General features: G+C 62.2%; 16 protein-coding genes and 1 pseudogene. 6 read left to right on the forward strand and 11 right to left on the reverse strand.

The window, feature by feature from the left end:
• Positions 1-42: 42 nt before the first annotated feature.
• Together ABLV04_RS11550 and ABLV04_RS11555 are read left to right on the forward strand one after the other, a co-directional pair.
• Positions 43-1,410 carry an L-serine ammonia-lyase gene (locus ABLV04_RS11550; protein ID WP_023290842.1) on the forward strand — a complete coding sequence of 456 codons (1,368 nt, stop codon included), beginning with the start codon at positions 43-45 and terminating at the stop codon, positions 1,408-1,410.
• A gap of 129 nt (positions 1,411-1,539) precedes the next feature.
• On the forward strand, positions 1,540-2,481 hold the full coding sequence (locus ABLV04_RS11555) for an aliphatic sulfonate ABC transporter substrate-binding protein (RefSeq protein WP_044524545.1): 942 nt from the start codon (positions 1,540-1,542) through the stop codon (positions 2,479-2,481).
• Positions 2,482-2,524: 43 nt separating this feature from the next.
• On the opposite strand, the gene ABLV04_RS11560 is transcribed toward ABLV04_RS11555, so the two are convergent.
• The 9 genes and pseudogenes from ABLV04_RS11560 to ABLV04_RS11600 all read right to left on the reverse strand — a co-directional run bounded on the left by ABLV04_RS11560 (position 2,525) and on the right by ABLV04_RS11600 (position 12,252).
• Positions 2,525-3,748, reverse strand: a complete 1,224-nt coding sequence (locus ABLV04_RS11560; RefSeq protein WP_110243434.1) for an acyl-CoA dehydrogenase family protein — start codon at positions 3,746-3,748, stop codon at positions 2,525-2,527.
• A gap of 10 nt (positions 3,749-3,758) precedes the next feature.
• Positions 3,759-5,180, reverse strand: coding sequence for an MFS transporter (locus ABLV04_RS11565; RefSeq protein ID WP_180265186.1), 1,422 nt, complete (start codon positions 5,178-5,180; stop codon positions 3,759-3,761).
• A gap of 193 nt (positions 5,181-5,373) precedes the next feature.
• Positions 5,374-6,252, reverse strand: coding sequence for a MetQ/NlpA family ABC transporter substrate-binding protein (locus tag ABLV04_RS11570; protein ID WP_023290846.1), 879 nt, complete (start codon positions 6,250-6,252; stop codon positions 5,374-5,376).
• Positions 6,249-6,946, reverse strand: a pseudogene (locus ABLV04_RS11575) (methionine ABC transporter permease). Before ABLV04_RS11575 ends, ABLV04_RS11570 begins: the two are co-directional and overlap by 4 nt.
• Complete coding sequence (locus tag ABLV04_RS11580; protein ID WP_180266094.1) at positions 6,943-7,965, reverse strand: methionine ABC transporter ATP-binding protein; 1,023 nt, start codon at positions 7,963-7,965, stop codon at positions 6,943-6,945. Before ABLV04_RS11580 ends, ABLV04_RS11575 begins: the two are co-directional and overlap by 4 nt.
• Positions 7,962-9,368: an LLM class flavin-dependent oxidoreductase gene (locus ABLV04_RS11585; protein WP_023290849.1), complete on the reverse strand. Its 1,407-nt coding sequence runs from the start codon at positions 9,366-9,368 to the stop codon at positions 7,962-7,964. Before ABLV04_RS11585 ends, ABLV04_RS11580 begins: the two co-directional genes overlap by 4 nt.
• A 73-nt stretch (positions 9,369-9,441) precedes the next feature.
• The gene (locus ABLV04_RS11590; RefSeq protein WP_180266095.1) at positions 9,442-10,839 is read right to left on the reverse strand and encodes an FAD-dependent oxidoreductase; all 1,398 of its coding nucleotides are present in this window, start codon (positions 10,837-10,839) and stop codon (positions 9,442-9,444) included.
• Between the two features lie 46 nt (positions 10,840-10,885).
• Positions 10,886-12,058, reverse strand: a complete 1,173-nt coding sequence (gene ssuD, locus ABLV04_RS11595; protein WP_023290851.1) for an FMNH2-dependent alkanesulfonate monooxygenase — start codon at positions 12,056-12,058, stop codon at positions 10,886-10,888.
• Positions 12,059-12,135: 77 nt separating this feature from the next.
• Positions 12,136-12,252, reverse strand: a complete 117-nt coding sequence (locus ABLV04_RS11600; RefSeq protein WP_032428970.1) for a hypothetical protein — start codon at positions 12,250-12,252, stop codon at positions 12,136-12,138.
• A 78-nt stretch (positions 12,253-12,330) separates the two neighbouring features.
• Here ABLV04_RS11600 and ABLV04_RS11605 point away from each other — a divergent pair, with 78 nt between their 5' ends.
• Complete coding sequence (locus ABLV04_RS11605) at positions 12,331-14,274, forward strand: sigma-54-dependent Fis family transcriptional regulator (protein WP_135718961.1); 1,944 nt, start codon at positions 12,331-12,333, stop codon at positions 14,272-14,274.
• A gap of 96 nt (positions 14,275-14,370) precedes the next feature.
• The gene (xni, locus tag ABLV04_RS11610) at positions 14,371-15,126 is read left to right on the forward strand and encodes a flap endonuclease Xni (RefSeq protein WP_147733554.1); all 756 of its coding nucleotides are present in this window, start codon (positions 14,371-14,373) and stop codon (positions 15,124-15,126) included.
• A gap of 58 nt (positions 15,127-15,184) precedes the next feature.
• Here xni and fucO read toward each other — a convergent pair whose 3' ends face one another.
• Entirely contained in the window at positions 15,185-16,333 is a 1,149-nt protein-coding gene (gene fucO / locus ABLV04_RS11615) for a lactaldehyde reductase (RefSeq protein ID WP_032453922.1), read from the reverse strand.
• Positions 16,334-16,360: 27 nt separating this feature from the next.
• Positions 16,361-17,008 (reverse strand): L-fuculose-phosphate aldolase, encoded by a 648-nt coding sequence (gene fucA, locus ABLV04_RS11620; protein ID WP_002915470.1) that lies wholly within the window; start codon positions 17,006-17,008, stop codon positions 16,361-16,363.
• Positions 17,009-17,574: 566 nt separating this feature from the next.
• On the opposite strand from fucA, the gene fucP reads away from it, so the two are divergent.
• Together fucP and fucI are read left to right on the forward strand one after the other, a co-directional pair.
• Complete coding sequence (gene fucP, locus ABLV04_RS11625; RefSeq protein WP_180266096.1) at positions 17,575-18,885, forward strand: L-fucose:H+ symporter permease; 1,311 nt, start codon at positions 17,575-17,577, stop codon at positions 18,883-18,885.
• 32 nt (positions 18,886-18,917) lie between these two features.
• Positions 18,918-20,693, forward strand: a complete 1,776-nt coding sequence (gene fucI, locus ABLV04_RS11630; protein ID WP_023290857.1) for an L-fucose isomerase — start codon at positions 18,918-18,920, stop codon at positions 20,691-20,693.
• Positions 20,694-20,708 lie beyond the last annotated feature (15 nt).

Below are 20,708 nucleotides of genomic sequence, written 5' to 3' on the forward strand. Positions count from 1 at the left end.
CCGCTGAACGGCGGCGCGCTTTCCGACAGCACGGGAATACATATGATCAGCGTATTCGATATCTTTAAAATCGGCATTGGCCCTTCCAGCTCCCATACCGTTGGGCCGATGAAAGCGGGCAAACAATTCACTGACGACCTGATCGCGCGCGGCCTGCTGGCCGAGGTGAGCAAAGTGGTCGTCGACGTCTACGGCTCCCTCTCCCTGACCGGTAAAGGCCACCATACCGATATCGCGATTATCATGGGGCTTGCCGGCAACCTGCCGGACACCGTCGACATCGACGCTATCCCTGGCTTTATTCAGGACGTTAACACCCATGGTCGCCTGATGCTGGCCAACGGCCAGCACGAAGTGGACTTCCCGGTCGATCAGTGCATGAATTTCCATGCCGACAACCTGTCGCTGCATGAGAACGGCATGCGCATCACCGCCCTGGCCGGCGACCAGGCGCTCTACAGCCAGACGTACTACTCCATCGGCGGCGGCTTTATCGTCGATGAAGCGCACTTCGGCCAGACTACCGACGCGCCGGTGGCCGTCCCTTATCCTTATAAAAACGCCGCCGACCTGCAGCGTCACTGCCGCGAAACCGGGCTGTCGCTCTCCGGCCTGATGATGCAGAACGAACTGGCGCTGCACAGTAAAGAGGCGCTGGAGCAACACTTCGCCGCGGTGTGGGAAGTGATGAGCGCCGGTATTGAGCGCGGCATCACCACCGAAGGCGTCCTGCCGGGCAAACTGCGCGTTCCGCGCCGGGCTGCCGCGCTGCGCCGCATGCTGGTGAGCCAGGACACCACCAACAGCGACCCGATGGCGGTGGTCGACTGGATCAATATGTTCGCCCTCGCGGTGAACGAAGAGAACGCCGCCGGCGGCCGGGTGGTGACGGCGCCGACCAACGGCGCCTGCGGTATCGTGCCGGCAGTACTGGCCTATTACGACAAGTTTATCCGCAAGGTGAACAGCAACTCCCTGGCGCGCTATATGCTGGTGGCCAGCGCGATTGGTTCGCTCTATAAGATGAACGCCTCGATCTCCGGCGCCGAAGTGGGCTGCCAGGGTGAAGTGGGCGTCGCCTGCTCGATGGCGGCGGCCGGTCTGGCTGAACTGCTGGGCGGCAGCCCGGGCCAGGTGTGCATCGCGGCAGAGATCGCCATGGAGCATAACCTCGGTCTGACCTGCGACCCTGTCGCCGGCCAGGTGCAGGTGCCGTGCATCGAACGCAACGCTATCGCCGCCGTGAAAGCGGTCAACGCCGCGCGAATGGCGCTGCGCCGGACCAGCGAGCCGCGCGTCTGCCTCGATAAAGTCATTGAGACCATGTACGAAACCGGCAAAGACATGAACGCCAAGTACCGGGAAACCTCTCGCGGGGGGCTGGCGATGAAGATTGTCGCCTGCGATTAACCTGCTGGCCCGCCGCGCGTCGCCGCGGCGGGCTCTCCCCCCATTTTTGTTATATCAATTAAAATTTAGTTATTTAATGGTTATAAGCGCTGTTTGTTACCTTACGCAAAACGCTAAGGAGAACAGACAATGTCCAACCGATTCCGCCCCGCGTGGCTGCTGGTCCTCGCCGCCCTTTCCGCCTCCGCGCTGGCCAAAGCGCCGGAGACCGTCAACATCGGCTATCAAAAGGCGAACATCTTCGCGCTGCTGAAATATCGCGGCACCCTGGATGAAAGCCTGAAAAAACAGGGTATTGCCGTACGCTGGGTCGAATTCCCCGCCGGGCCGCAAATGCTTGAGGGGCTCAACGTCGGCAGTATCGATCTGGCCGCGACCGGCGATGCGCCTCCGGCCTTTGCCCAGGCGGCGCAAGCCGATCTGGTCTACCTTGCCCACTCCCCCGCTAACCCGAAAACGGAAGCCATTGTGGTGCCTGAACAGTCGGCAATCCACAGCGTGGCCGACCTGAAAGGCAAGCGCGTGGGGCTGAACAAGGGGTCTGACGTCAACTACCTGCTGGTCGCCGCGCTGGAAAAAGCGGGCCTCAGCTATAAAGACATCACCCCGGTCTATCTTCCGCCAGCGGACGCCCGCGCCGCTTTCCAGCGCGGGGCGATTGATGCGTGGGTGATCTGGGATCCGTTCCTCGCGGAAGTGGAAACCAACGCGAAAGCCCGACAAATACGCAACGCCGAGGGGCTGGTGCCGCACTACACCTTCTATCTCGCCAGCCGCAAGTTTGCGGATACCTACCCGGAGACGGCAAAACAGGTGGTGGATGAGCTGGGTAAACTCAGCGCGTGGGCGAACAGCCATCAGGACGAGGCCGCTGGCCTCCTGTCGACCTCAACCGGGCTGGATAAAGCCATCTGGCTGAAGACCCTGGCCCGCCTGCCCTACGGCGCCGAACGCATGACGCCGGCGGTGTATAACGAACAGCAGGCGCTGGCGGATACCTTTACGCGCATCGGCCTGCTGCCGGTGAAAGTCGACGTGCGCAGCGCCACCTGGTCGCTGGATAAACCTTAGTTTTCCCGGCGGCGGGAGGCATAGCCCCCCGTCGCCGACGGGCTTACCCCACCGTTTTCTCACCATTGCCAATCTGCCAGATAAAGGTCGGCGCTTCACCGTTCACCAGCCAGTTTCCGATATTGCGCGCCTTGTAAATCACCGGATTATGCGAGGCGACCGTCCGCGCATTACGCCAGTGACGGTCCAGCGCCAGTCGGCTTCGCGTATCCGACGCCCCAAGGGCATTGAACAGCTCCGTCGCTGCCCGCGGGATCCAGTCGCTGGCGATCACCTGCGCCTGCGCCGCTTCCACTTCCGCCAGCTGGTTACGCCGGGCAATCAACGCTTCGTCGTCGCTGACGTGCGCCACATAGGCCTGCTGCAGCGATTCCGCGGCCTGGAGGACCGCGGCCCGGGTCGCCCATGCCCAGCTGCTGATCTGCCCAACCACCTGCAGAACCTGGGCGTCATCGCGCGGTACGGCGGCGTTGCCGTGGCTGTACATCCGGGAGCGGTGTTTGACGCCCTGTGCGGCATCCCGCTCAACCGCCAGGCCAATGCCCGCGAGGGTCGCCAGCAGCACATGCTGGTAGAACGCGGTTTGATAGCGAAAGCGCTGGGCAAAATCGTAGACGTGGTCGGCTTCCACCCGGGCGCCGGTGAAGCGGGTGGTCCCGCTGCCGGTCAGCCGCTGGCCAAAGCCATCCCAGTCGTCTTCCCGCGCCACGCCGGGCTGTTGGGTGCTGACCAGGGCGATCACATCGCCACCGGTATCACTGCGCCGGGCAAACACATCGATCCAGTCGGCGTACAGCGCGCCAGTGCTGTAGAACTTCTCGCCGTCGAGTCGCCAGCCGTCCTCTGCCGGCGTCACCCGGGTGTTCACCTCCCCCAGCTTAACCGCGCCGATCTCCGTCCAGCCGCTGCCCACCAGCTCGCCGTCGAGGAAGCGACGAAACCAGCGGTCGCGCCCGGCGGAATCCGGCTGATTAAGCTGATCTTCCACAAAGGCAAAGTGCGCGCGCAGGGCCTGCGGCAGGTTAGAGTCCGCTTGCGCCAGCTCAATCAGCAGCGCGCTGAGCTGCGGCAGCGAAGCGCCCCAGCCGCCCTTCTCACGAGGAATACGCAGCGTGCCGAAGCCCGCCTCCTTTAGCCAGCGGATCGGCTCCTCGGGCAGAATGCGCTGCTGTTCGCGCTCCGCGGCGCCCTGGGCGATGCGGGTGAAAATCGGGCGGAAGGCGGCTGCCAGCGCGTCATAATCGGTGCCTGTGGAGAGCAAGGTCATTGTCGGTTCCTTATTCATTGATTGCGTCAATATCTTCTCGCGTCGGTTCATGACGGACCGCCAGCAGGAAGAAAATAGGAATAATGGCGGCAAGCGAGACCACCCAGAACATCTGCGTGCCGAGGGAGGCCTGCAGCAGCGGCAGAATAAACAACGCCAGCGCGCTGCCGATCCCGGAGAGTGCCCGGCTGAAACCGACCCCGGTGGCGCGAATGGCGGTGGGATAGGAGAGCGCCGGGTAGATCATCAGCTGCGCCCCCGGGCCAAACCCTTCGGCGAACAGCCACAGCCCCAGCATCGCGATAGCCAGCACGATACCTGCCGTCGCGTGCGGTTGCCCCACCAGCGCCAGCACAATCAGCGCCACAAACTGCAGGGCGAAGCCGGCTATCGCCACATGACGCGAAGGATATTTCCACGCCAGATGCATACCGAGCAGCCCACCGGTAAAAGCAAACAGGGCGTTCAGCCCCAGCGATGCCGAAATAGTTTCGAAGACGCCGGCCCCGAGGAACTGGGCAAGAATTGACGGCAGGAAAAAGGCAATCGCCGTGTACTCGAAGGAGATACAGATATTCATCACCCCGGCGACGATAGTCCGCTCGCGGTAGGGTTTTTCGAACAGCACGCGGAAGCTCACTTTCGGCGCCGGCGCCGGCTTCGCCGCCGGGACCTCATGGGCATGGATCCCCCAGGAGTCGCGTAAGATTCGCACCGCGGAGGTCAGATCGCCCTGGTTCGCCGCCCACAGCGGGGATTCGTTCATAAACCGGCTGCGGATGGCGATAATCAGCAGCGCCGGCACGGCGCCGAACAACAGGGAGGCGCGCCACAGCCAGTCCAGATGCTCCTGCGGCAGCAGAAAATAGAGGCCGAAGATAATGAGAAAGCAGACGGTCGAGGCGGCGTACCACATCGGGCACCACGCCGCGAGGCGAGCCGCTTTGTTGCCTTTGCCGGCAAAGCGGGAAAACTCGGCCAGATAGGACATCGCCACCGGCAGGTCGATGCCGACGCCGATGCCCATCAGGAAGCGGGCGCCAATCAACACCCAGACGTTCGGCGCCAGCCCGGCGGCGATAGCCGAAATAACAAAAAAGAACATATCGGCCATAAACACCGAATAGCGACCATATTTATCGGTCAGCCAACCGCCGATGATATTGCCGACGATGGTCCCGACCATAATGGAGGAGGTCACCAGGCCGGTCAGCAGCGGCGAGAGCCGAAATTCACGCACGACGTCATCAATACCGTAAGAGAGCGTGGTTAAGTCATAGGCGTCGAGAAAAACGCCGCCCAGCGCGAGGAACACAATCATCCGCGCATATTTCGCCTGTTCCCTGCCGGAATTAATTAGCCGCGCCACATCCCCGACGCTACTGACCGGTACCGAAGCGATACCGGGATTATCCACTGGTAATGTACTCATTTTTTCACCTTATTATTTTGTGCAGGTCATCAGCGGTTATAAACCTCGAGCGGCGACAATCAAAACAACAAATCATGCTATTAAAATCAACATAATCAATAAGTTAATTTAAAACACCAGCACAAAAAGGACGCGCTTTCGCGCATCCTCAAGGGAAATAAATAACAACGAAAATAGACGTCGTGCAGGACGATTATTCCGCCGATACCGGAACTAATACATCTTTTACCAGCGGGTCATCGGTGGTTTTTAACCACGTCTGGATCCGCGGGTCAGAAAAAGCCTGTTTTAATTTGACGATATTTTCCTGCGATAAATACGGCGTACCAATCACTAATTGCGAAGCAAAGGTACGCGGCGCCGGCGGGAATAATATGCCTTTCTCACGCGGTACTTTCCCGGCGTCAAATTGCGAGACATAGCCGATGGCGGCATCCACCGAATTTAACGCCCGCGGCATGGTCAGCAGATCCAGCTCTTTAAAGACAAACTGATGCGGGTTGCCGACAATATTTTTCAGCTTCGCCGTGCGCGGCTCCACCGCCGGGTCGAGTGAGATCAACCCAATGCGCTGCAGCAGCCACAGAGCCTGCCCCTGATTGGCGCCGTCGTCAGGCACGACGATGGTCGCGCCATTGGGCAACGCCTGTACCGACGAGAAGCGGTCGGAATAGATGCCGAACGCCCACTGGAACACCGGCACCGTAGTCGACAACGCAAAGCCGTTGGCGTCCACCACCTGCTTGAGCCACCACTGATGCTGATAGATCGTCCCGGCATACTGTCCTTCCGCTACCGCGCGGTCAGCTTGTACCGGATCCTGCACCCCCACCGCCTCCAGCTTCAGGCCGTAATCGGGCGCAATATGCTGATTAATATACTCAATGATCCGCTGCTCGCCGGCCATCGCCGGCTCGTAGTGAATTTTTAACGTGCTGCCGAAGACCACCTGCTGGCTTTGGGTATGCCCCCGCCACCACCAGAAAGCGATGGCGAGCAGGATAATCACCGCCAGCGCCGCCAGCCAGGGCCAGCGCCGTGCTTTACGTAACTCAAATTGCTCTGTTGTCATACAAGGTTCCCCTGCGTGTGGCGTAAACGGTTGACCAGGCGGTCACCCAAAAATTGAATCAACTGGATCGTGGCGATCAGGGCAACGATCGTCGCGATCATGATGTGGTTGTCGAAGCGCTGATAGCCGTACACCACGGCCAGGTAGCCGATGCCCCCGGCGCCGATGGTCCCGGCGATAGCCGAATACTCAATCATCGAGACCAGGTTTAGCGTCACCGCCGCCACCAGCGCGGGCAAGGCTTCACTGAGCTGCGCGCTAGCAATGATTTGCCAGCGCGACCCACCGCAAACGACGCCCACCGCGGTGACCTCCGCCGGCAGCTCGCGCAGCGCGTTCTCCACCAGACGGCCAAAGAACGGGACGCCGGCGGCAATCATCGGCACCACCGCGGCGGGGATGCCAATCGTGGTTCCGGTCAGCCAGTAAGTGAACGGGATAATGGCGGCCATCAGCACCAGAAACGGCAGCGAACGTCCCATGTTGACCACCCAGTTCAGTAGCCGGTACAGCAACGCGTGCGGAAATAACCCCCGCGGCGAGGCGTTAAACAACACTACCCCCACCAGTCCTCCCAGAGTGACGACAAACAGCATGACAATGGCCACCATCAGCAGGTTTCGCCATAGGCGGGGAGCAGCAGCGAAGGAATTTCGCCCCAGGGGGTGTCCTGGCTGATGACTGTCGGTTTCATACCGCCTCCCTGAGCAACGGCGCGCTGTCGAGGATCTCCGCCGTCATGCCGAGCTGCGCCAACAGGTCCTGCAGTCGCGCGGGCGACAGGCGTTCGCCCTGAAAGCGCACTCCGGCCTGCAGGCGACCGGCCAGCCGACCGTTAATCACCTCGACGTGGCCGCCAAGGAGATCGATCTGCAGCGCCCACTGCTGGCTCAGGCGGCTGATCCAGTCGGTAGCCACCGGTACATCCCAGCGGTAGCTCAGACGCAGCAGCAGATCGCTGTGGGCCGCTGCCGCCGGCGTCAGCGGCAACAGCTGCTGGCCAAGCAGAGAATCGGGACGCGCCAGCAGATCTTCGATCCGCCCGTACTGGACGATCGTCCCGTCGTGGATCTCCGCCACCGCATCCGCCGCCGTGCGCACGGCGTCCATTTCATGGGTGATCAGGACGATCGCCAGCTGGTACTCGTCGCGCAGTCGCTTGAGCAGGGCCAGCACCGAGGCCGTGGCCTGAGGATCGAGCCCAGAGGTGGCTTCATCCGCCAGCAGAACCGACGGGCGCAGCGCCAGGGCGCGGGCAATGCCGATCCGCTGGCGCTGGCCGCCCGAAAGCTGGGACGGCCAGGCATCTGCTTTGTGGCTAAGGCCGACGCTCTCCAGCAGCTCGCCAACCCGCGCCTGAATATCCCGCTCCACCACGCCAAGCCACGCCAGCGGCAGGGCGATATTCTGCCAGGCGGTCCGGCGGCTCAGCAGTGCGGAGGACTGGAATACGGTGCCAATCGCCCGCCGCTCCCGGCGCAGCGCCTCGCCGGACAGCGCCGACAGATCCTGGCCGTTGATACGAATGCTGCCGCTGTCCGGGCGCTCCAGCAGGCTGATGCAGCGCGCGAGAGTTGATTTACCGGCGCCGCTCGGCCCCACCACCGCGGTGATGGAGCGTTCAGGTACCTGCAGCGACAGCCCTTTCAGCACCGCGCTGAGCCGGCCATCCGCCGTGCGGTAGCTTTTATGCAGGTCATCGATAGCGATCATGTCACCTTCTCCTCTACCGAGGCCGCCGTGCGCGCATCGCGACGGTAGCTGACACCGGGGTGAGGCGCGGCCAGACGCGGACCGGCGCCGAATAGTTTTTCGCGCAGGGTCCCCTCGCGGTACTCTTGCTTAAAGACGCCGCGCTTTTGCAGCTCAGGCACCAGCAGCTCAACGACGTCGCGGAAGGTTTCGTGAGTGACGGCATAGGCGAGATTAAAGCCATCGACGTCCGTCTCTTCGACCCAGGACTGCAGTTCGTCGGCCACGGTTTGCGCGCTGCCGACCACCAGCGGACCGAAGCCGCCGATCCCCGCCCAATCGGCCAGGGCCTGCACCGTCCACTGCCGGTTCGGGTCCGCAGTGGAAAAGGCCTCCACCGCCGACTGAATAGCGTTGGTGTGCAGGTACTTCAGCACCTGATCCGGCTGATACTGGCCGAAATCGATCCCCGTCCAGCCGGAGAGCAGCGCCAGCGCGCCTTCATAGCTGACGTACTGCTTATATTCCTGCCACTTCGCCTGCGCCTCGCGGTCGGTGTCGCCGACAATCACCGTCTGCAGGTTAAAGATCAGAATGCTGTGCGGATCGCGCCCCGCCTCAGCCGCCCGGCGGCGAATATCCGCCACCGTCTTCTTCAGCAGCACCTTCGACGGCGCAGCCACGAAGACGCATTCAGCATGGCCGGCGGCGAACTGTTTGCCGCGGCTGGACGCTCCCGCCTGATAGAGCACCGGCGTGCGCTGCGGGGATGGCTCGCAGAGGTGGATCCCCGGCACGGAAAAGAACTGTCCCTGATGGTTAATGGGATGGATTTTCCGCGGATCGCTGAAGATCTTGCGCTCTCTGTCGCGCAGCACCGCCCCGTCCTCCCAGCTTCCCTCCAGCAGTTTGTAGATCACCTGCAAATACTCATCGGCATAGTCATAGCGGGTGTCGTGGTCGGTCTGGGTTTGCTGGCCGATATTGCGCGCCCCGCTCTCCAGATAGGAGGTGACGATGTTCCAGCCCACCCGCCCTTTGGTCAGATGGTCGAGCGTCGACAGACGACGGGCGAAGGGATAAGGATGCTCAAACGACAGCGAAGCGGTCAGGCCGAAGCCCAGATGCTCCGTCACCAGCGCCATCGGGGTGATCAGGGCCAGCGGATCGTTGACCGGGACCTGCGTCGCCTGGCGGATCGCCGCGTCGCCGCTGCCGTTCAGCACGTCGTAGACGCCAAGCACGTCAGCGATAAACAGTCCGTCGAACTTGCCGCGCTCCAGCAGTCGCGCCAGATCCACCCAGTACTCCAGATCTTTATACTGCCAGGAGCGATCCCGGGGATGCGCCCACAGGCCCGGCGACTGATGGCCGACGCAGTTCATATCGAAAGCGTTAAGACGAATTTCACGTTGTGATGACATAGCAATCTCCATAGCGCGGCCCGTCGCCGGGGCGCACGCGGCAAAATGAATCAGGGAAAAGAAAGAGAGGAATTCAGTACGCAGGACATCGGGAGTCCTGCGGGATCCCGAGCGTGAGTAACGCTTGCGCCGCCACGTCAGCGGCATGGTCGGCTACCTGCGGCAGGCCCATCAGTTCGCCAAAACGCCCGCGGGCGGCGGGACCGGCCACCAGCACCGGCGGCGCCTCAACGTACGGCTCAGCCACTGCCCGGGAACGGCTGTCCACCTCCAGGCCCATGCCGAGGGCATCGGCGCGAATAAGGCCGCGGCGGGCAAGGTCCTGTAAAAATGGCTGGCTGTCGGTCAGGTCGCGGTGCGCGGGTCCGGTCGTCAGGATCAGGTGATCGACCCTCAGCGTCTGCACGCCGCCGCCGCGCCGCGCCAGCGTCAGCCGCAGCGTCTCGCCTTCGCCGCTCATCGACAGTAGCCTGGCCGCCTGAACCTGCAGACAGCCCGTGCGCTGGCGCGCCTCCAGCACCTCGGCGACCTGCGGCGCCACGCGGTAGCGGTGGACATCCCAGTAATGGCGCAGATGGCGCAGAAAACGCTGGCGATCGGAGTCGCTGAGCGCCTGCCAGATCCGCTGCCCCTGTTGGCGGACCGCATCCAGCACCACCTGCCAGCTCAGCCCCTGCTGCGCCGCATACGCCACGTCGAGGCGGATCTGGCGCAGGCGCTGACGCAGGCTGCCCTGCTGATAGTCGCCAGGCCAGGCTGCTCCCGCGCCGCTGAGGTTGCCGCGCGATAGCAGGCCGTGGCGCGAAAAGGCGACGATACTGCCGCGGTGGCCCAACCGGTCCAGCGTCGCGACCGTATCGGCCATGGTTAATCCGGTGCCCATCACCGCCACCCGGGCGTGCGGGGCGATGGCGTCGAGCGCGCCGGGCTGCCACGGGTTGGCAATCAGCGCCGGATGGTGCCGCCAGGCTTCGGCCTCCGCCGGCAGCGAAGGCGGTGGATGACTGATCGCCAGTACCAGCAGGTCGGCCTTAAGCTGCAGGCCGCCGTCGGTGGTCACCGTCCCCTGATGAAAAGCGAGCGCCCGATCGCGCAGGTGGCGCAGCCGTCCGCCGCTGGCTGCCACTGTGTCAGCAAAACGTTGTGCCACATAGCGACCAAACTGGCCGCGCTGAGGATAGACGGAACCGTCCGGGCGCAGCGCCTGCGCATCGGCGGCAAAGGCAGGCTGACGTCGGTACCAGCGATCGAAGGCGCCCTCTTCATCACCGGTCAGCTGCATACGGGCGGCCGGGACGTTAATCCGGTGCGTCGGCTCCGCGGTGGAGTAGGCCACCCCGGCGCCGGGAGTCTGGCGCGGCTCCAGCAGCGTCACGCGCACCCCGTTCGGCGCCAGGCGCAGCAGCTCAATCGCCACCGCCGCGCCGCTGAAGCCGCCGCCGATAATCACGATATGCGGTTCTGCACTCATCGCAGCCCTCCTCCGGTATGCTGTCTCATGGTCGCGCTCCGGGCCATCAGCTGGCGCTGACCTGGCGCACCGGGCGCTTATCACCGCCGATGGTTTCGCCAAAGGGACCGGTGTTCACGCTGCGCGCCTTCGACGAGGCCGCGTTTTCCAGCGGCAGCAGAGGCATCACCAGCTCAGCAAAGCGGTGCGCCTCTTCCAGATGCGGATAGCCGGAAAAGATAAAGTTGCTGATGCCGAGCGCCTGATATTCGCGGATACGTTCCGCCACCTGCTGCGGATTACCCACCAGCGCGGTTCCGGCGCCGCCGCGCACCAGCCCGACGCCGGCCCACAGATTAGGGGCAATACGCAGATTATCGCGCGATCCCTGATGCAGAGCGCTCATCCGCGCCTGGCCGGCCGAGTCCATGCGGGCGAAGATCTTTTGCGCCTGGGCGATGGTGTCGTCGTCAAGATGGGCGATCAGCCGGTCGGCGGCGGCCCATGCCTCTTCTTCCGTTTCGCGCACGATGACGTGCAGACGAATGCCGTACTCGAGGGTGCGTCCGCGGGCCGCAGCGCGCTCGCGCACCACCGCCAGCTTCTCCGCCACCAGTTCCGGCGGTTCGCCCCACGTCAGATAACTGTCGATCTGTTCGGCCGCCACATCGATAGCTGCCTCAGAAGAGCCGCCGAAGTACAGCGGCGGGCCATTCTCCTGAACCGGCGGAAACAGCACCTCCGCCCCCTCGACATGAATATGCTCCCCGTGATAGTCCACTTTCTCCCCGCGCAGCAGGCGGGAGTAAACATCGAGAAATTCGCGAGTCACCTGGTAGCGTTCGCTGTGGCTGAGAAAAATGCCATCGCCTTTGTTTTCCACCGGGTCGCCGCCGGTGACGACGTTGATCAGCAGCCGCCCTTCCGATAAACGGTCGAGGGTGGCCGCCATCCGCGCCGCCAAAGTGGGCGGCTGCAGACCCGGTCTGACCGCCACCAGGTAGCGCAGACGGCGGGTCAACGGCGCCAGCGCCGAGGCCACCAGCCACGAATCCTCACAGCTTTTACCGGTGGGGATCAGCACGCCGTAATAGCCCAGGCTGTCGGCCGCCAGCGCCACCTGCTGCAGATAAGGTAAATCAACCGGACGTCCGCCCTCGGTAGTGCCCAGATAGCGGCCATCGCCATGGGTAGGTAAGAACCAGAAGACATTGATCTTGTCGGGAGCTTGCTGCGTCATTATCTATTTCCTATATAACCATATCCGATATTTATCGAAGAGATGTTTTAATTTAGTTATATGAGTGTTAGCGATAATCATGCCAATGGTGAATAAAAAATTAATTCTTTAAAATCAATGGACTGAAAAAGACTTCGCCGCGCCGCGCTGTTGCAAATCCCGCAGCCGCCGCGCATCCGCTGGCGCATTTGCAACAGCTGCCGACCTTTCCCCCTCTGGTTTCCGCCGCCGCCGCAGGATAAGTTCAGCAGGTCAACGACCGGAGGCCCGCCATGCTGAACCCAGAATCCCCTTCCACCGCGCCCGCGCTGATCGACCCGGCGTCGAAGGCTTTCCAGAGCCTGCTGGACAAGCTCGCGCCGACGGAGGCTACCGTGCTGATCGTGGGCGAAACCGGCACCGGCAAAGAGGTGGTGGCGCGCTATCTCCATCACCACAGCCCCCGCCGCCAGCAGCCGTTTCTGGCCGTTAACTGCGGCGCGCTGACTGAGAGTCTTGCCGAAGCCGAACTGTTCGGCCATGAGAAAGGCGCCTTCACCGGCGCGCAGCAGGGACAGCCCGGCTGGTTTGAAGCTGCGGAAGGGGGGACGCTGCTGCTGGACGAGATCGGCGAATTAAGCCTGCCGCTGCAGGTCAAGCTGTTGCGGGTGCTGCAGGAGCGCGAAATTACCCGCGTCGGCTCACGCAAAGCGATTAAAGTGAATGTCCGGGTGATTGCCGCCACCCACGTCGACCTGGCCCAGGCGATCCGCGAGCGCCGCTTTCGCGAGGATCTCTACTATCGGCTGAATATCGCGGTGGTGCCGCTGCCGCCGCTGCGCCAGCGTCGGCAGGATATCCCGCTGCTGGCGCACCACTTTTTATCGCTCTATGCCCGCCGGCTCGGCCGGCCAACCCTGCGTCTGGCGCCTGAGTCGCTGGCCCGGCTGATGGACTATGCGTGGCCGGGCAATATTCGCGAGCTGGAAAACACCCTGCACAACGCGGTGCTGCTCAGTAAAGAGGAGGAGATTAGCCCCGCCCAGCTGCGCCTGGCGACGCTCAACGACGCCCCGTCGCCGGCGAGCGATCATGAACTGGACGATTTTATTCGCCACCAGCTGGCGCTTCCCGGCGAGCCGCTGTGGCAGCGGGTGACCAGCGCCCTGATCCGCCACGCCATGGCGCATTGCGACGATAACCAGAGCCACGCGGCCGCGCTGTTGGGGATCAGTCGGCATACCTTGCGCACCCAGCTCGCTAACCTCGGGCTCATCAAAAGCCGTCGCCGTCCCCCTGCGCCGCCGCGGGCGTTCGCCAGCGCGGCCGGGGCCGATCGCGAACTGCGTATTGGCTACCAGCGCTTCGGCAGCCTCGGGATCCTGAAAGCCCGCCAGAGTCTGGAGACTGCCTTCGCCAGCCTCGGCGTCAACGTGCTATGGAGCGAGTTTCCCGCCGGACCGCAGCTCCTTCACGCCCTCGCCTGCAACGAGATCGACTTTGGCACCACCGGGGAAGCGCCGCCGGTGTTTGCCCAGGCCAACAACAGCGAACTGATGTACGTGGCGTGGGAGCCGCCGGCGCCGCGCAGCGTGGCGATGGTCGTCCCGCAGGAGAGCGACATCCGCCAGCTCAGCGATCTGCGCGGAAAACGCATCGCGCTCAATAAAGGGTCGAATGTCCACTGGCTGCTGCTGCAGATCCTCGAGGACGCCGGGCTGGGGCTGAACGACGTGCGGGTAGTCTATACCCCGCCGAAATACCCGCTGACCGCCAGCGACTACCTGGCGGTTGACGCCTGGATGATGTGGGACCCGCTGCTCAGCGACGCCGAACACACCGGCGAGCTGCGGGTGGTCGCCAGCGGCGAAGGACGGGTCAACAACCATCAGTTTTATCTTTCGCGACGGGACTACCTCGCTCAGCATGGCGATATCATGCGCCGTCTGCTGACGGAGCTGACCCACACCGGGCAGTTTATCGACTCGCATCGTGGCGAAGCGGCCCGCTTACTCTCAGCTGAGCTGGGGATTGACGCCCGGTCGCTACGCATCGCCCTCGCCCGCCGCAGCCATCGCCCGCGGCCGATGGATCTGTCGGTGATCCGCGCCCAGCAGACCATCGCCGATCGCTTTTATGCCCTCGGACTTATCGCCAAACCAGTCCCGGTGCGGGAGGCGGTGTGGTACGGCGAATCCGCGCCCGGCGTCATCAACCCGCTGATGGCGGTCAGTTAGCGAAATTTGCGCGTTATCTTCCTGATTGTTCAGGCGCAGATAGCCTCGATCCGATGGCGATGTTACCCTAAAGGCGCTGAGAATAAGGGGGTATCTGTGGCTGTTCATCTGTTAATCGTCGACGCGTTAAATCTGATCCGCCGTATCCACGCGGTACAGGGCTCGCCCTGCGTCGATACCTGCCTGCATGCGCTGGAGCAGCTGATCGTCCATAGTCAGCCCACCCACGCGGTGGCGGTGTTTGATGATGAGGATCGCGCCCACGGCTGGCGCCACCAGCGCCTGCCGGAGTACAAAGCCGGCCGCGCGCCGATGCCGGAGACTCTGGTCGCCGAGATGCCGGCGCTGCGGGCCGCCTTCGAGCTGCGGGGGATCCGCTGCTGGGCCTCGCCGGGCAGCGAAGCGGATGACCTCGCCGCCACCCTGGCGGTGAAGGTGGCCCAGGCGGGCCATCAGGCCACCATTGTCTCCACTGACAAAGGCTACTGCCAGCTGCTGTCGCCCACCATCCGCATCCGCGACTACTTTCAGAAGCGCTGGCTGGACGCCCCCTTCATCGCCAGCGAGTTCGGCGTCACCCCGGAGCAGCTGGCGGATTACTGGGGGCTGGCGGGGATCAGCAGCTCGAAGGTGCCGGGCGTAGCGGGCATTGGCCCCAAAAGCGCCGCCCAGCTGCTGAACGAGTTCCAGGACCTGGAGGGGCTGTATGCCCGCCTGGCCGAGGTCCCGGAAAAGTGGCGCAAAAAGCTGGCAACGCATCAGGAAATGGCCTTCACCTGCCGGGAAGTCGCCCGCCTGCAGACCGACCTACAGCTGGACGGCAATCTGCAGCAGCTGCGGCTGACGCGCTGACCCTACCCGAGCGCGGCGCCGGCGCGGCGGCACCGCCTGCTTCGGCCGGGCCGGCCCCTCACCAGGCCGCCTGATATAACCCGACGATATCGGCCAGGCTCGCCTCGCGCGGGTTGCCGCCGGTACACACATCCGCCAGCGCCGCCTGGGCCAGCGCCGGAATATCCTCTTTCCTGACGCCCACCTCGCGCAGATGGCCGGGAATACCGACATCGCGGTTGAGCTGGCAGACCGCCTCCACCGCCGCCAGGCGCGCGGCGGTCAGGCTTAACGCTTCCACCCTGACGCCCATCGCCCTGGCGATATCGCGATATTTTTCCCCGGTCGCCTCAGCATTAAAGCGCATCACGTGCGGCAGCAGGATGGCATTCGCCACACCGTGCGGCGTGTTGTAGAAAGCGCCGAGCGGATGCGCCATGCCGTGCACCAGGCCAAGCCCGACGTTGGAAAATCCCATCCCCGCCACATACTGGCCGAGCGCCATGGCTTCCCCCGCTCCGGCGTCTCCGGCAACCGAGCCGCGCAGCGCGCCGGCGATGATCTCGATGGCTTTGAGGTGCAGCGCATCGGTCAAAGCCCAGGCGCCGCGGGTGAGGTACCCTTCGATAGCGTGCGTCAGGGCGTCGACGCCGGTCGCCGCCTTCAGCGCCGGCGGCATGGCGTCCATCATATCGGCATCGATAAAGGCCACCTGCGGAATATCGTGCGGGTCGACGCAGACAAACTTACGCCGCTGTTCTTCATCGGTGATGACATAGTTAATCGTCACCTCCGCCGCGGTACCCGCGGTGGTCGGCACCGCGAAGATCGGCACGCTGGGCTGACGGGTGGGCGACAGCCCCTCCAGGCTGCGGACATCGGCGAACGCCGGGTTACGCTGAATAATACCGATCGCCTTACAGGTATCCTGCGGCGAACCGCCGCCGATGGCGATCAGGTAATCCGCCCCGCTGCGCTGAAAGGCCTGCAGCCCCTGCTGGACCACGGCGATGGTGGGATTGGGGATCACGTCGCTGAACATGTCCCATGCCAGCCCGGCGGCGTCCAGTTTGTCAGTGACTTTTGCCGCCACGCCGCACTGCGCGAGGGTGCTGTCGGTCACGATCAATGCCTTGCGATAACCGCGCCGCAGCACTTCATCGGTTAATGCGTTTATCGCCCCCCGGCCAAACCACGCCGTTTCGTTGAGGATCATTCGGTTTGCCATCGCGTCTCTCCTGTTAGCGTTGCGGCATCACTCTTCAATGCGTAATCCGTAGGTTTTGAACTTCTCCAGCACGATGGCGATCGCCTCGTCATCCAGCACCGGTACCGGGTCGGTAATCGCCAGCGTGCTGAGATAGAGCTGGGCCAGGACTTCCACTTCATGCGCCAGCCAGAGCGCTTTCTCCAGGCTGGCCTCGCAGGCGATCAGGCCATGATGCTGCAGCAGCGTGGCTTTGCGGTGCTTCAGCGCCACCGCGACATGCTCAGACAGTTCGCGGGTGCCGAAAGTGGCATAGGGCGCGCAGGGGATCGAATTCCCGCCCGCCGCGGCGATCATATAGTGGATGGCCGGAATGGGCCGGTTGAGGATCGACACCGCCGTACAATGCACAGCGTGATTGTGGACCACCGCCTGGGCATCGGGCCGCGTCTGGTAGGCCGCCTGATGGAAACGCCATTCGCTGGAGGGCAGTTTTCCCTGCTCATGCTGGCCGTCGGCATCAATAAAGACGATCTTGTCTTCCGTCAGTTTTTCATACGGGATGCCGGTGGGCGTGATCAGCATCCCCCCCTGATAGCGCACGCTGACATTGCCGGCGGTCCCCTGATTTAACCCCAGGCGGGTCATTTCCAGGCAGGTATCGATAATCTGCCGGGCCAGTCTGTTTCTTTCCATTGCTTTCCTCTTTTGGCGACTCATCATCCGTCAACGGCAGGGCAACGCAATTATTGTTGGCTACCGTGGGATAGGTTGAATAATGATCTCCATCTTCAGCCTGAATAATCACAGGGGAATTTTCATCGCCATATTTTGTGAACCACGTCAATTATTCCGCCCTAAAAAAAGGGATCAGACTGGTTAATCGACGATTTAAAATGCCCGTTCTTAAAAATATTCCATCAAGCGGGCATTTTATTTTCCTGTAACATTTGCCCGTTTTCCACGATATATATTCAATCGGTCATTAGCGTTGTGGTTTTGTGAATTTATTTTCTCAAACGGTCAGCGATTTTGAAAAATTAAAGTGACAATTATCACATAAAATGGTCCGCAGAGCGTTAAGTGTGACCCTCATCATATTAACAGGCGGTTTTTATTTGAAAATGAAGCCATGAGTTCCGCCGTGACTTTCATTTCACTCACCGGCGCGTCACCTGAGCTCACTTAATTTTGCGGTCTGCTGCAGCACCAGACTGCGCCCTGAATGCTGTTGTAACTGCTTCTGAACTGATGAGGACGCTATGGGAAACACAACGATACCAACGCAAAGTTACCGCGCCATGGAGAGCGGGCAGAGTAAGAGCTATATTATTCCTTTTGCTCTGCTGTGCTCCCTCTTTTTTCTGTGGGCCGTGGCCAATAATCTTAATGATATTTTATTACCGCAATTTCAACAGGCCTTTACGCTGACTAACTTTCAGGCCGGATTAATCCAGTCAGCTTTTTATTTTGGCTATTTTGTTATTCCCATCCCCGCCGGGATGCTGATGAAAAAATTCAGCTATAAAGCAGGCATTCTTACTGGTCTGTTTTTATATGCCTGCGGCGCCGCGCTGTTCTGGCCTGCCGCCGAAGTGATGAATTACACCCTCTTTCTGATTGGATTATTTATTATCGCCGCCGGGCTTGGCTGTCTGGAAACCGCGGCCAACCCGTTTGTCACCGTTCTCGGTCCGGAAAGCGGCGGTCACTTCCGTCTTAATCTGGCCCAGACCTTTAACTCATTTGGCGCCATTATCGCCGTGGTATTTGGCCAGAGCCTTATTTTGTCCAACGTGCCGCATCAGCCGCAGGAGGTGCTGGATAGCATGACCCCAGAACAGCTCGGCGCCTGGAAGCACAGCCTGGTCCTGTCGGTACAAACCCCCTATATGATTATCGTGGCCATCGTGCTGCTGGTCGCCCTGCTGATCGTCTGCACCCGCTTCCCGTCGCTGCAAAGCGATGACCACGGCGACAGCGCGCAGAGCACTTTTCTCGCCTCGCTGTCGCGCCTGATGCGCATCCGCCACTGGCGCTGGGCGGTTCTGGCCCAGTTCTGCTATGTCGGCGCGCAGACCGCCTGCTGGAGCTACCTGATTCGCTACGCTATCGAAGAGATCCCGGGCATGACGGCCGGTTTCGCCGCCAACTACCTCACCGGCACCATGGTCTGTTTCTTCATTGGCCGTTTCACCGGCACCTGGCTTATCCGCCGCTTCGCGCCGCATAACGTACTGGCTGTCTATGCGCTTATCGCCATGCTGCTCTGTTTGCTCTCCGCCTTCAGCGGCGGCCACGTCGGCCTGCTGGCCCTGACCCTGTGCAGCGCCTTTATGTCCATTCAGTACCCGACCATCTTCTCGTTGGGGATTAAGCAGCTGGGTCAGGACACCAAATATGGCTCGTCCTTTATCGTCATGACCATCATCGGCGGCGGGATCGTCACCCCGGTGATGGGCTTTGTCAGCGATGCCGCCGGCAATATCCCGACCGCTGAGCTGGTCCCGGCGCTGTGCTTCGCCATCATCTTTATTTTTGCCCGTTTCCGCTCGCAAGCGGCGACGAACTAAACCTGTTATCCGCATAACCTGAGGGATCTGTAATGAAAAAAATCAGCTTACCGAAGATCGGTATCCGCCCGGTAATCGATGGTCGTCGCATGGGGGTCCGCGAATCGCTGGAAGCGCAAACCATGAACATGGCGAAAGCCACCGCCGCGCTTATCAGCGAGAAGCTGCGCCATGCCTGCGGCGCCCGGGTGGAGTGCGTGATCGCCGATACCTGCATCGCCGGCATGGCCGAGTCGGCCGCCTGTGAAGAGAAATTCAGCAGCCAGAACGTTGGCGTCACCATCACCGTCACCCCCTGCTGGTGCTACGGCAGTGAAACCATCGACATGGATCCGCTGCGCCCGAAGGCCATCTGGGGCTTTAACGGCACCGAACGTCCGGGGGCGGTCTATCTGGCCGCCGCTCTGGCGGCCCACAGCCAGAAAGGGATCCCGGCGTTCTCCATCTACGGGCATGACGTGCAGGATGCCGATGACACCTCCATCCCGGCGGACGTCGAAGAAAAACTGTTGCGCTTCGCTCGCGCCGGCCTGGCCGTCGCCAGTATGAAGGGGAAAAGCTATCTGTCGCTGGGCGGCGTCTCAATGGGCATCGCCGGCTCCATCGTCGACCACAACTTCTTTGAATCCTGGCTCGGGATGAAGGTTCAGGCAGTCGACATGACGGAGCTGCGCCGGCGAATCGATCAGAAAATCTATGATGAAACCGAGCTGGAGATGGCGCTGGCGTGGGCGGATAAACATTTCCGCTACGGCGAAGATCAGAACGCCGAGCAGTATAAGCGCAATGAAACGCAGAGCCGCGCGGTGCTGAAAGAGAGCCTGCTGATGGCGATGTGCATCCGCGATATGATGCAGGGCAACGCGAAGCTCGCGGAAAAAGGGCTGGTGGAGGAGTCGCTGGGCTACAACGCCATCGCCGCCGGTTTCCAGGGCCAGCGCCACTGGACCGATCAATACCCCAATGGCGATACCGCCGAAGCGCTGCTCAACAGCTCTTTTGACTGGAACGGCGTGCGCGAGCCGTTCGTCGTCGCCACCGAAAACGACAGCCTCAACGGCGTGGCCATGCTGATGGGCCACCAGCTCACCGGCACTGCCCAGGTGTTTGCCGACGTGCGCACCTACTGGTCGCCGGACGCCGTTGAGCGCGTCACCGGGCAGCCGCTCACCGGCCGGGCGGAGCACGGCATTATTCACCTGATTAACTCCGGCTCCGCGGCGCTGGACGGCTCCTGCCAGCAGCGCGACGCGCAGGGCAACCCGACGATGAAACCTCACTGGGAGATTGAACAGAACGAGGCGGATGCCTGCCTCGCGGCCACCGAATGGTGCCCGGCGATCCATGAATACTTCCGCGGCGGCGGCTTCTCTTCCCGCTTCCTGACCGAAGGCGGCGTGCCGTTCACCATGACCCGGGTGAACATCATCAAAGGTCTGGGACCGGTGCTGCAAATTGCCGAAGGCTGGAGCGTGGCGCTGCCCAAAGCGATGCACGACCAGCTCGACGCCCGCACCAACTCCACCTGGCCCACCACCTGGTTTGCCCCGCGTCTGACCGGCAAGGGCCCGTTCAGCGATGTGTACTCGGTCATGGCCAACTGGGGCGCCAACCACGGCGTGCTGACCATCGGCCATGTCGGCGCGGATTTCATTACCCTCGCCGCCATGCTGCGCATTCCGGTCTGCATGCACAACGTGGAAGCGGCGAAAATCTACCGCCCCTCCGCCTGGGCCGCGCACGGCATGGACATCGAAGGCCAGGACTATCGCGCCTGCCAGAACTACGGGCCGCTGTATAAGCGTTAACAGGTGGGTTTAGCC

This window comes from Klebsiella sp. JN_Kp127, assembly GCF_040062505.1.
GTDB lineage: Bacteria > Pseudomonadota > Gammaproteobacteria > Enterobacterales > Enterobacteriaceae > Klebsiella > Klebsiella quasipneumoniae.

Excerpts from the sequence above, each read along its gene's own strand:
- ABLV04_RS11550 (WP_023290842.1), top strand. The coding sequence starts at position 43 with ATGATCAGCGTATTCGATATCTTTAAAATCGGCATTGGCCCTTCCAGC.
- ABLV04_RS11555 (WP_044524545.1), top strand. The coding sequence starts at position 1,540 with ATGTCCAACCGATTCCGCCCCGCGTGGCTGCTGGTCCTCGCCGCCCTT.
- ABLV04_RS11560 (WP_110243434.1), bottom strand. The coding sequence starts at position 3,748 with ATGACCTTGCTCTCCACAGGCACCGATTATGACGCGCTGGCAGCCGCC.
- ABLV04_RS11565 (WP_180265186.1), bottom strand. The coding sequence starts at position 5,180 with ATGAGTACATTACCAGTGGATAATCCCGGTATCGCTTCGGTACCGGTC.
- ABLV04_RS11570 (WP_023290846.1), bottom strand. The coding sequence starts at position 6,252 with ATGACAACAGAGCAATTTGAGTTACGTAAAGCACGGCGCTGGCCCTGG.
- ABLV04_RS11580 (WP_180266094.1), bottom strand. The coding sequence starts at position 7,965 with ATGATCGCTATCGATGACCTGCATAAAAGCTACCGCACGGCGGATGGC.
- ABLV04_RS11585 (WP_023290849.1), bottom strand. The coding sequence starts at position 9,368 with ATGTCATCACAACGTGAAATTCGTCTTAACGCTTTCGATATGAACTGC.
- ABLV04_RS11590 (WP_180266095.1), bottom strand. The coding sequence starts at position 10,839 with ATGAGTGCAGAACCGCATATCGTGATTATCGGCGGCGGCTTCAGCGGC.
- ssuD (WP_023290851.1), bottom strand. The coding sequence starts at position 12,058 with ATGACGCAGCAAGCTCCCGACAAGATCAATGTCTTCTGGTTCTTACCT.
- ABLV04_RS11605 (WP_135718961.1), top strand. The coding sequence starts at position 12,331 with ATGCTGAACCCAGAATCCCCTTCCACCGCGCCCGCGCTGATCGACCCG.
- fucO (WP_032453922.1), bottom strand. The coding sequence starts at position 16,333 with ATGGCAAACCGAATGATCCTCAACGAAACGGCGTGGTTTGGCCGGGGG.
- fucA (WP_002915470.1), bottom strand. The coding sequence starts at position 17,008 with ATGGAAAGAAACAGACTGGCCCGGCAGATTATCGATACCTGCCTGGAA.
- fucP (WP_180266096.1), top strand. The coding sequence starts at position 17,575 with ATGGGAAACACAACGATACCAACGCAAAGTTACCGCGCCATGGAGAGC.
- fucI (WP_023290857.1), top strand. The coding sequence starts at position 18,918 with ATGAAAAAAATCAGCTTACCGAAGATCGGTATCCGCCCGGTAATCGAT.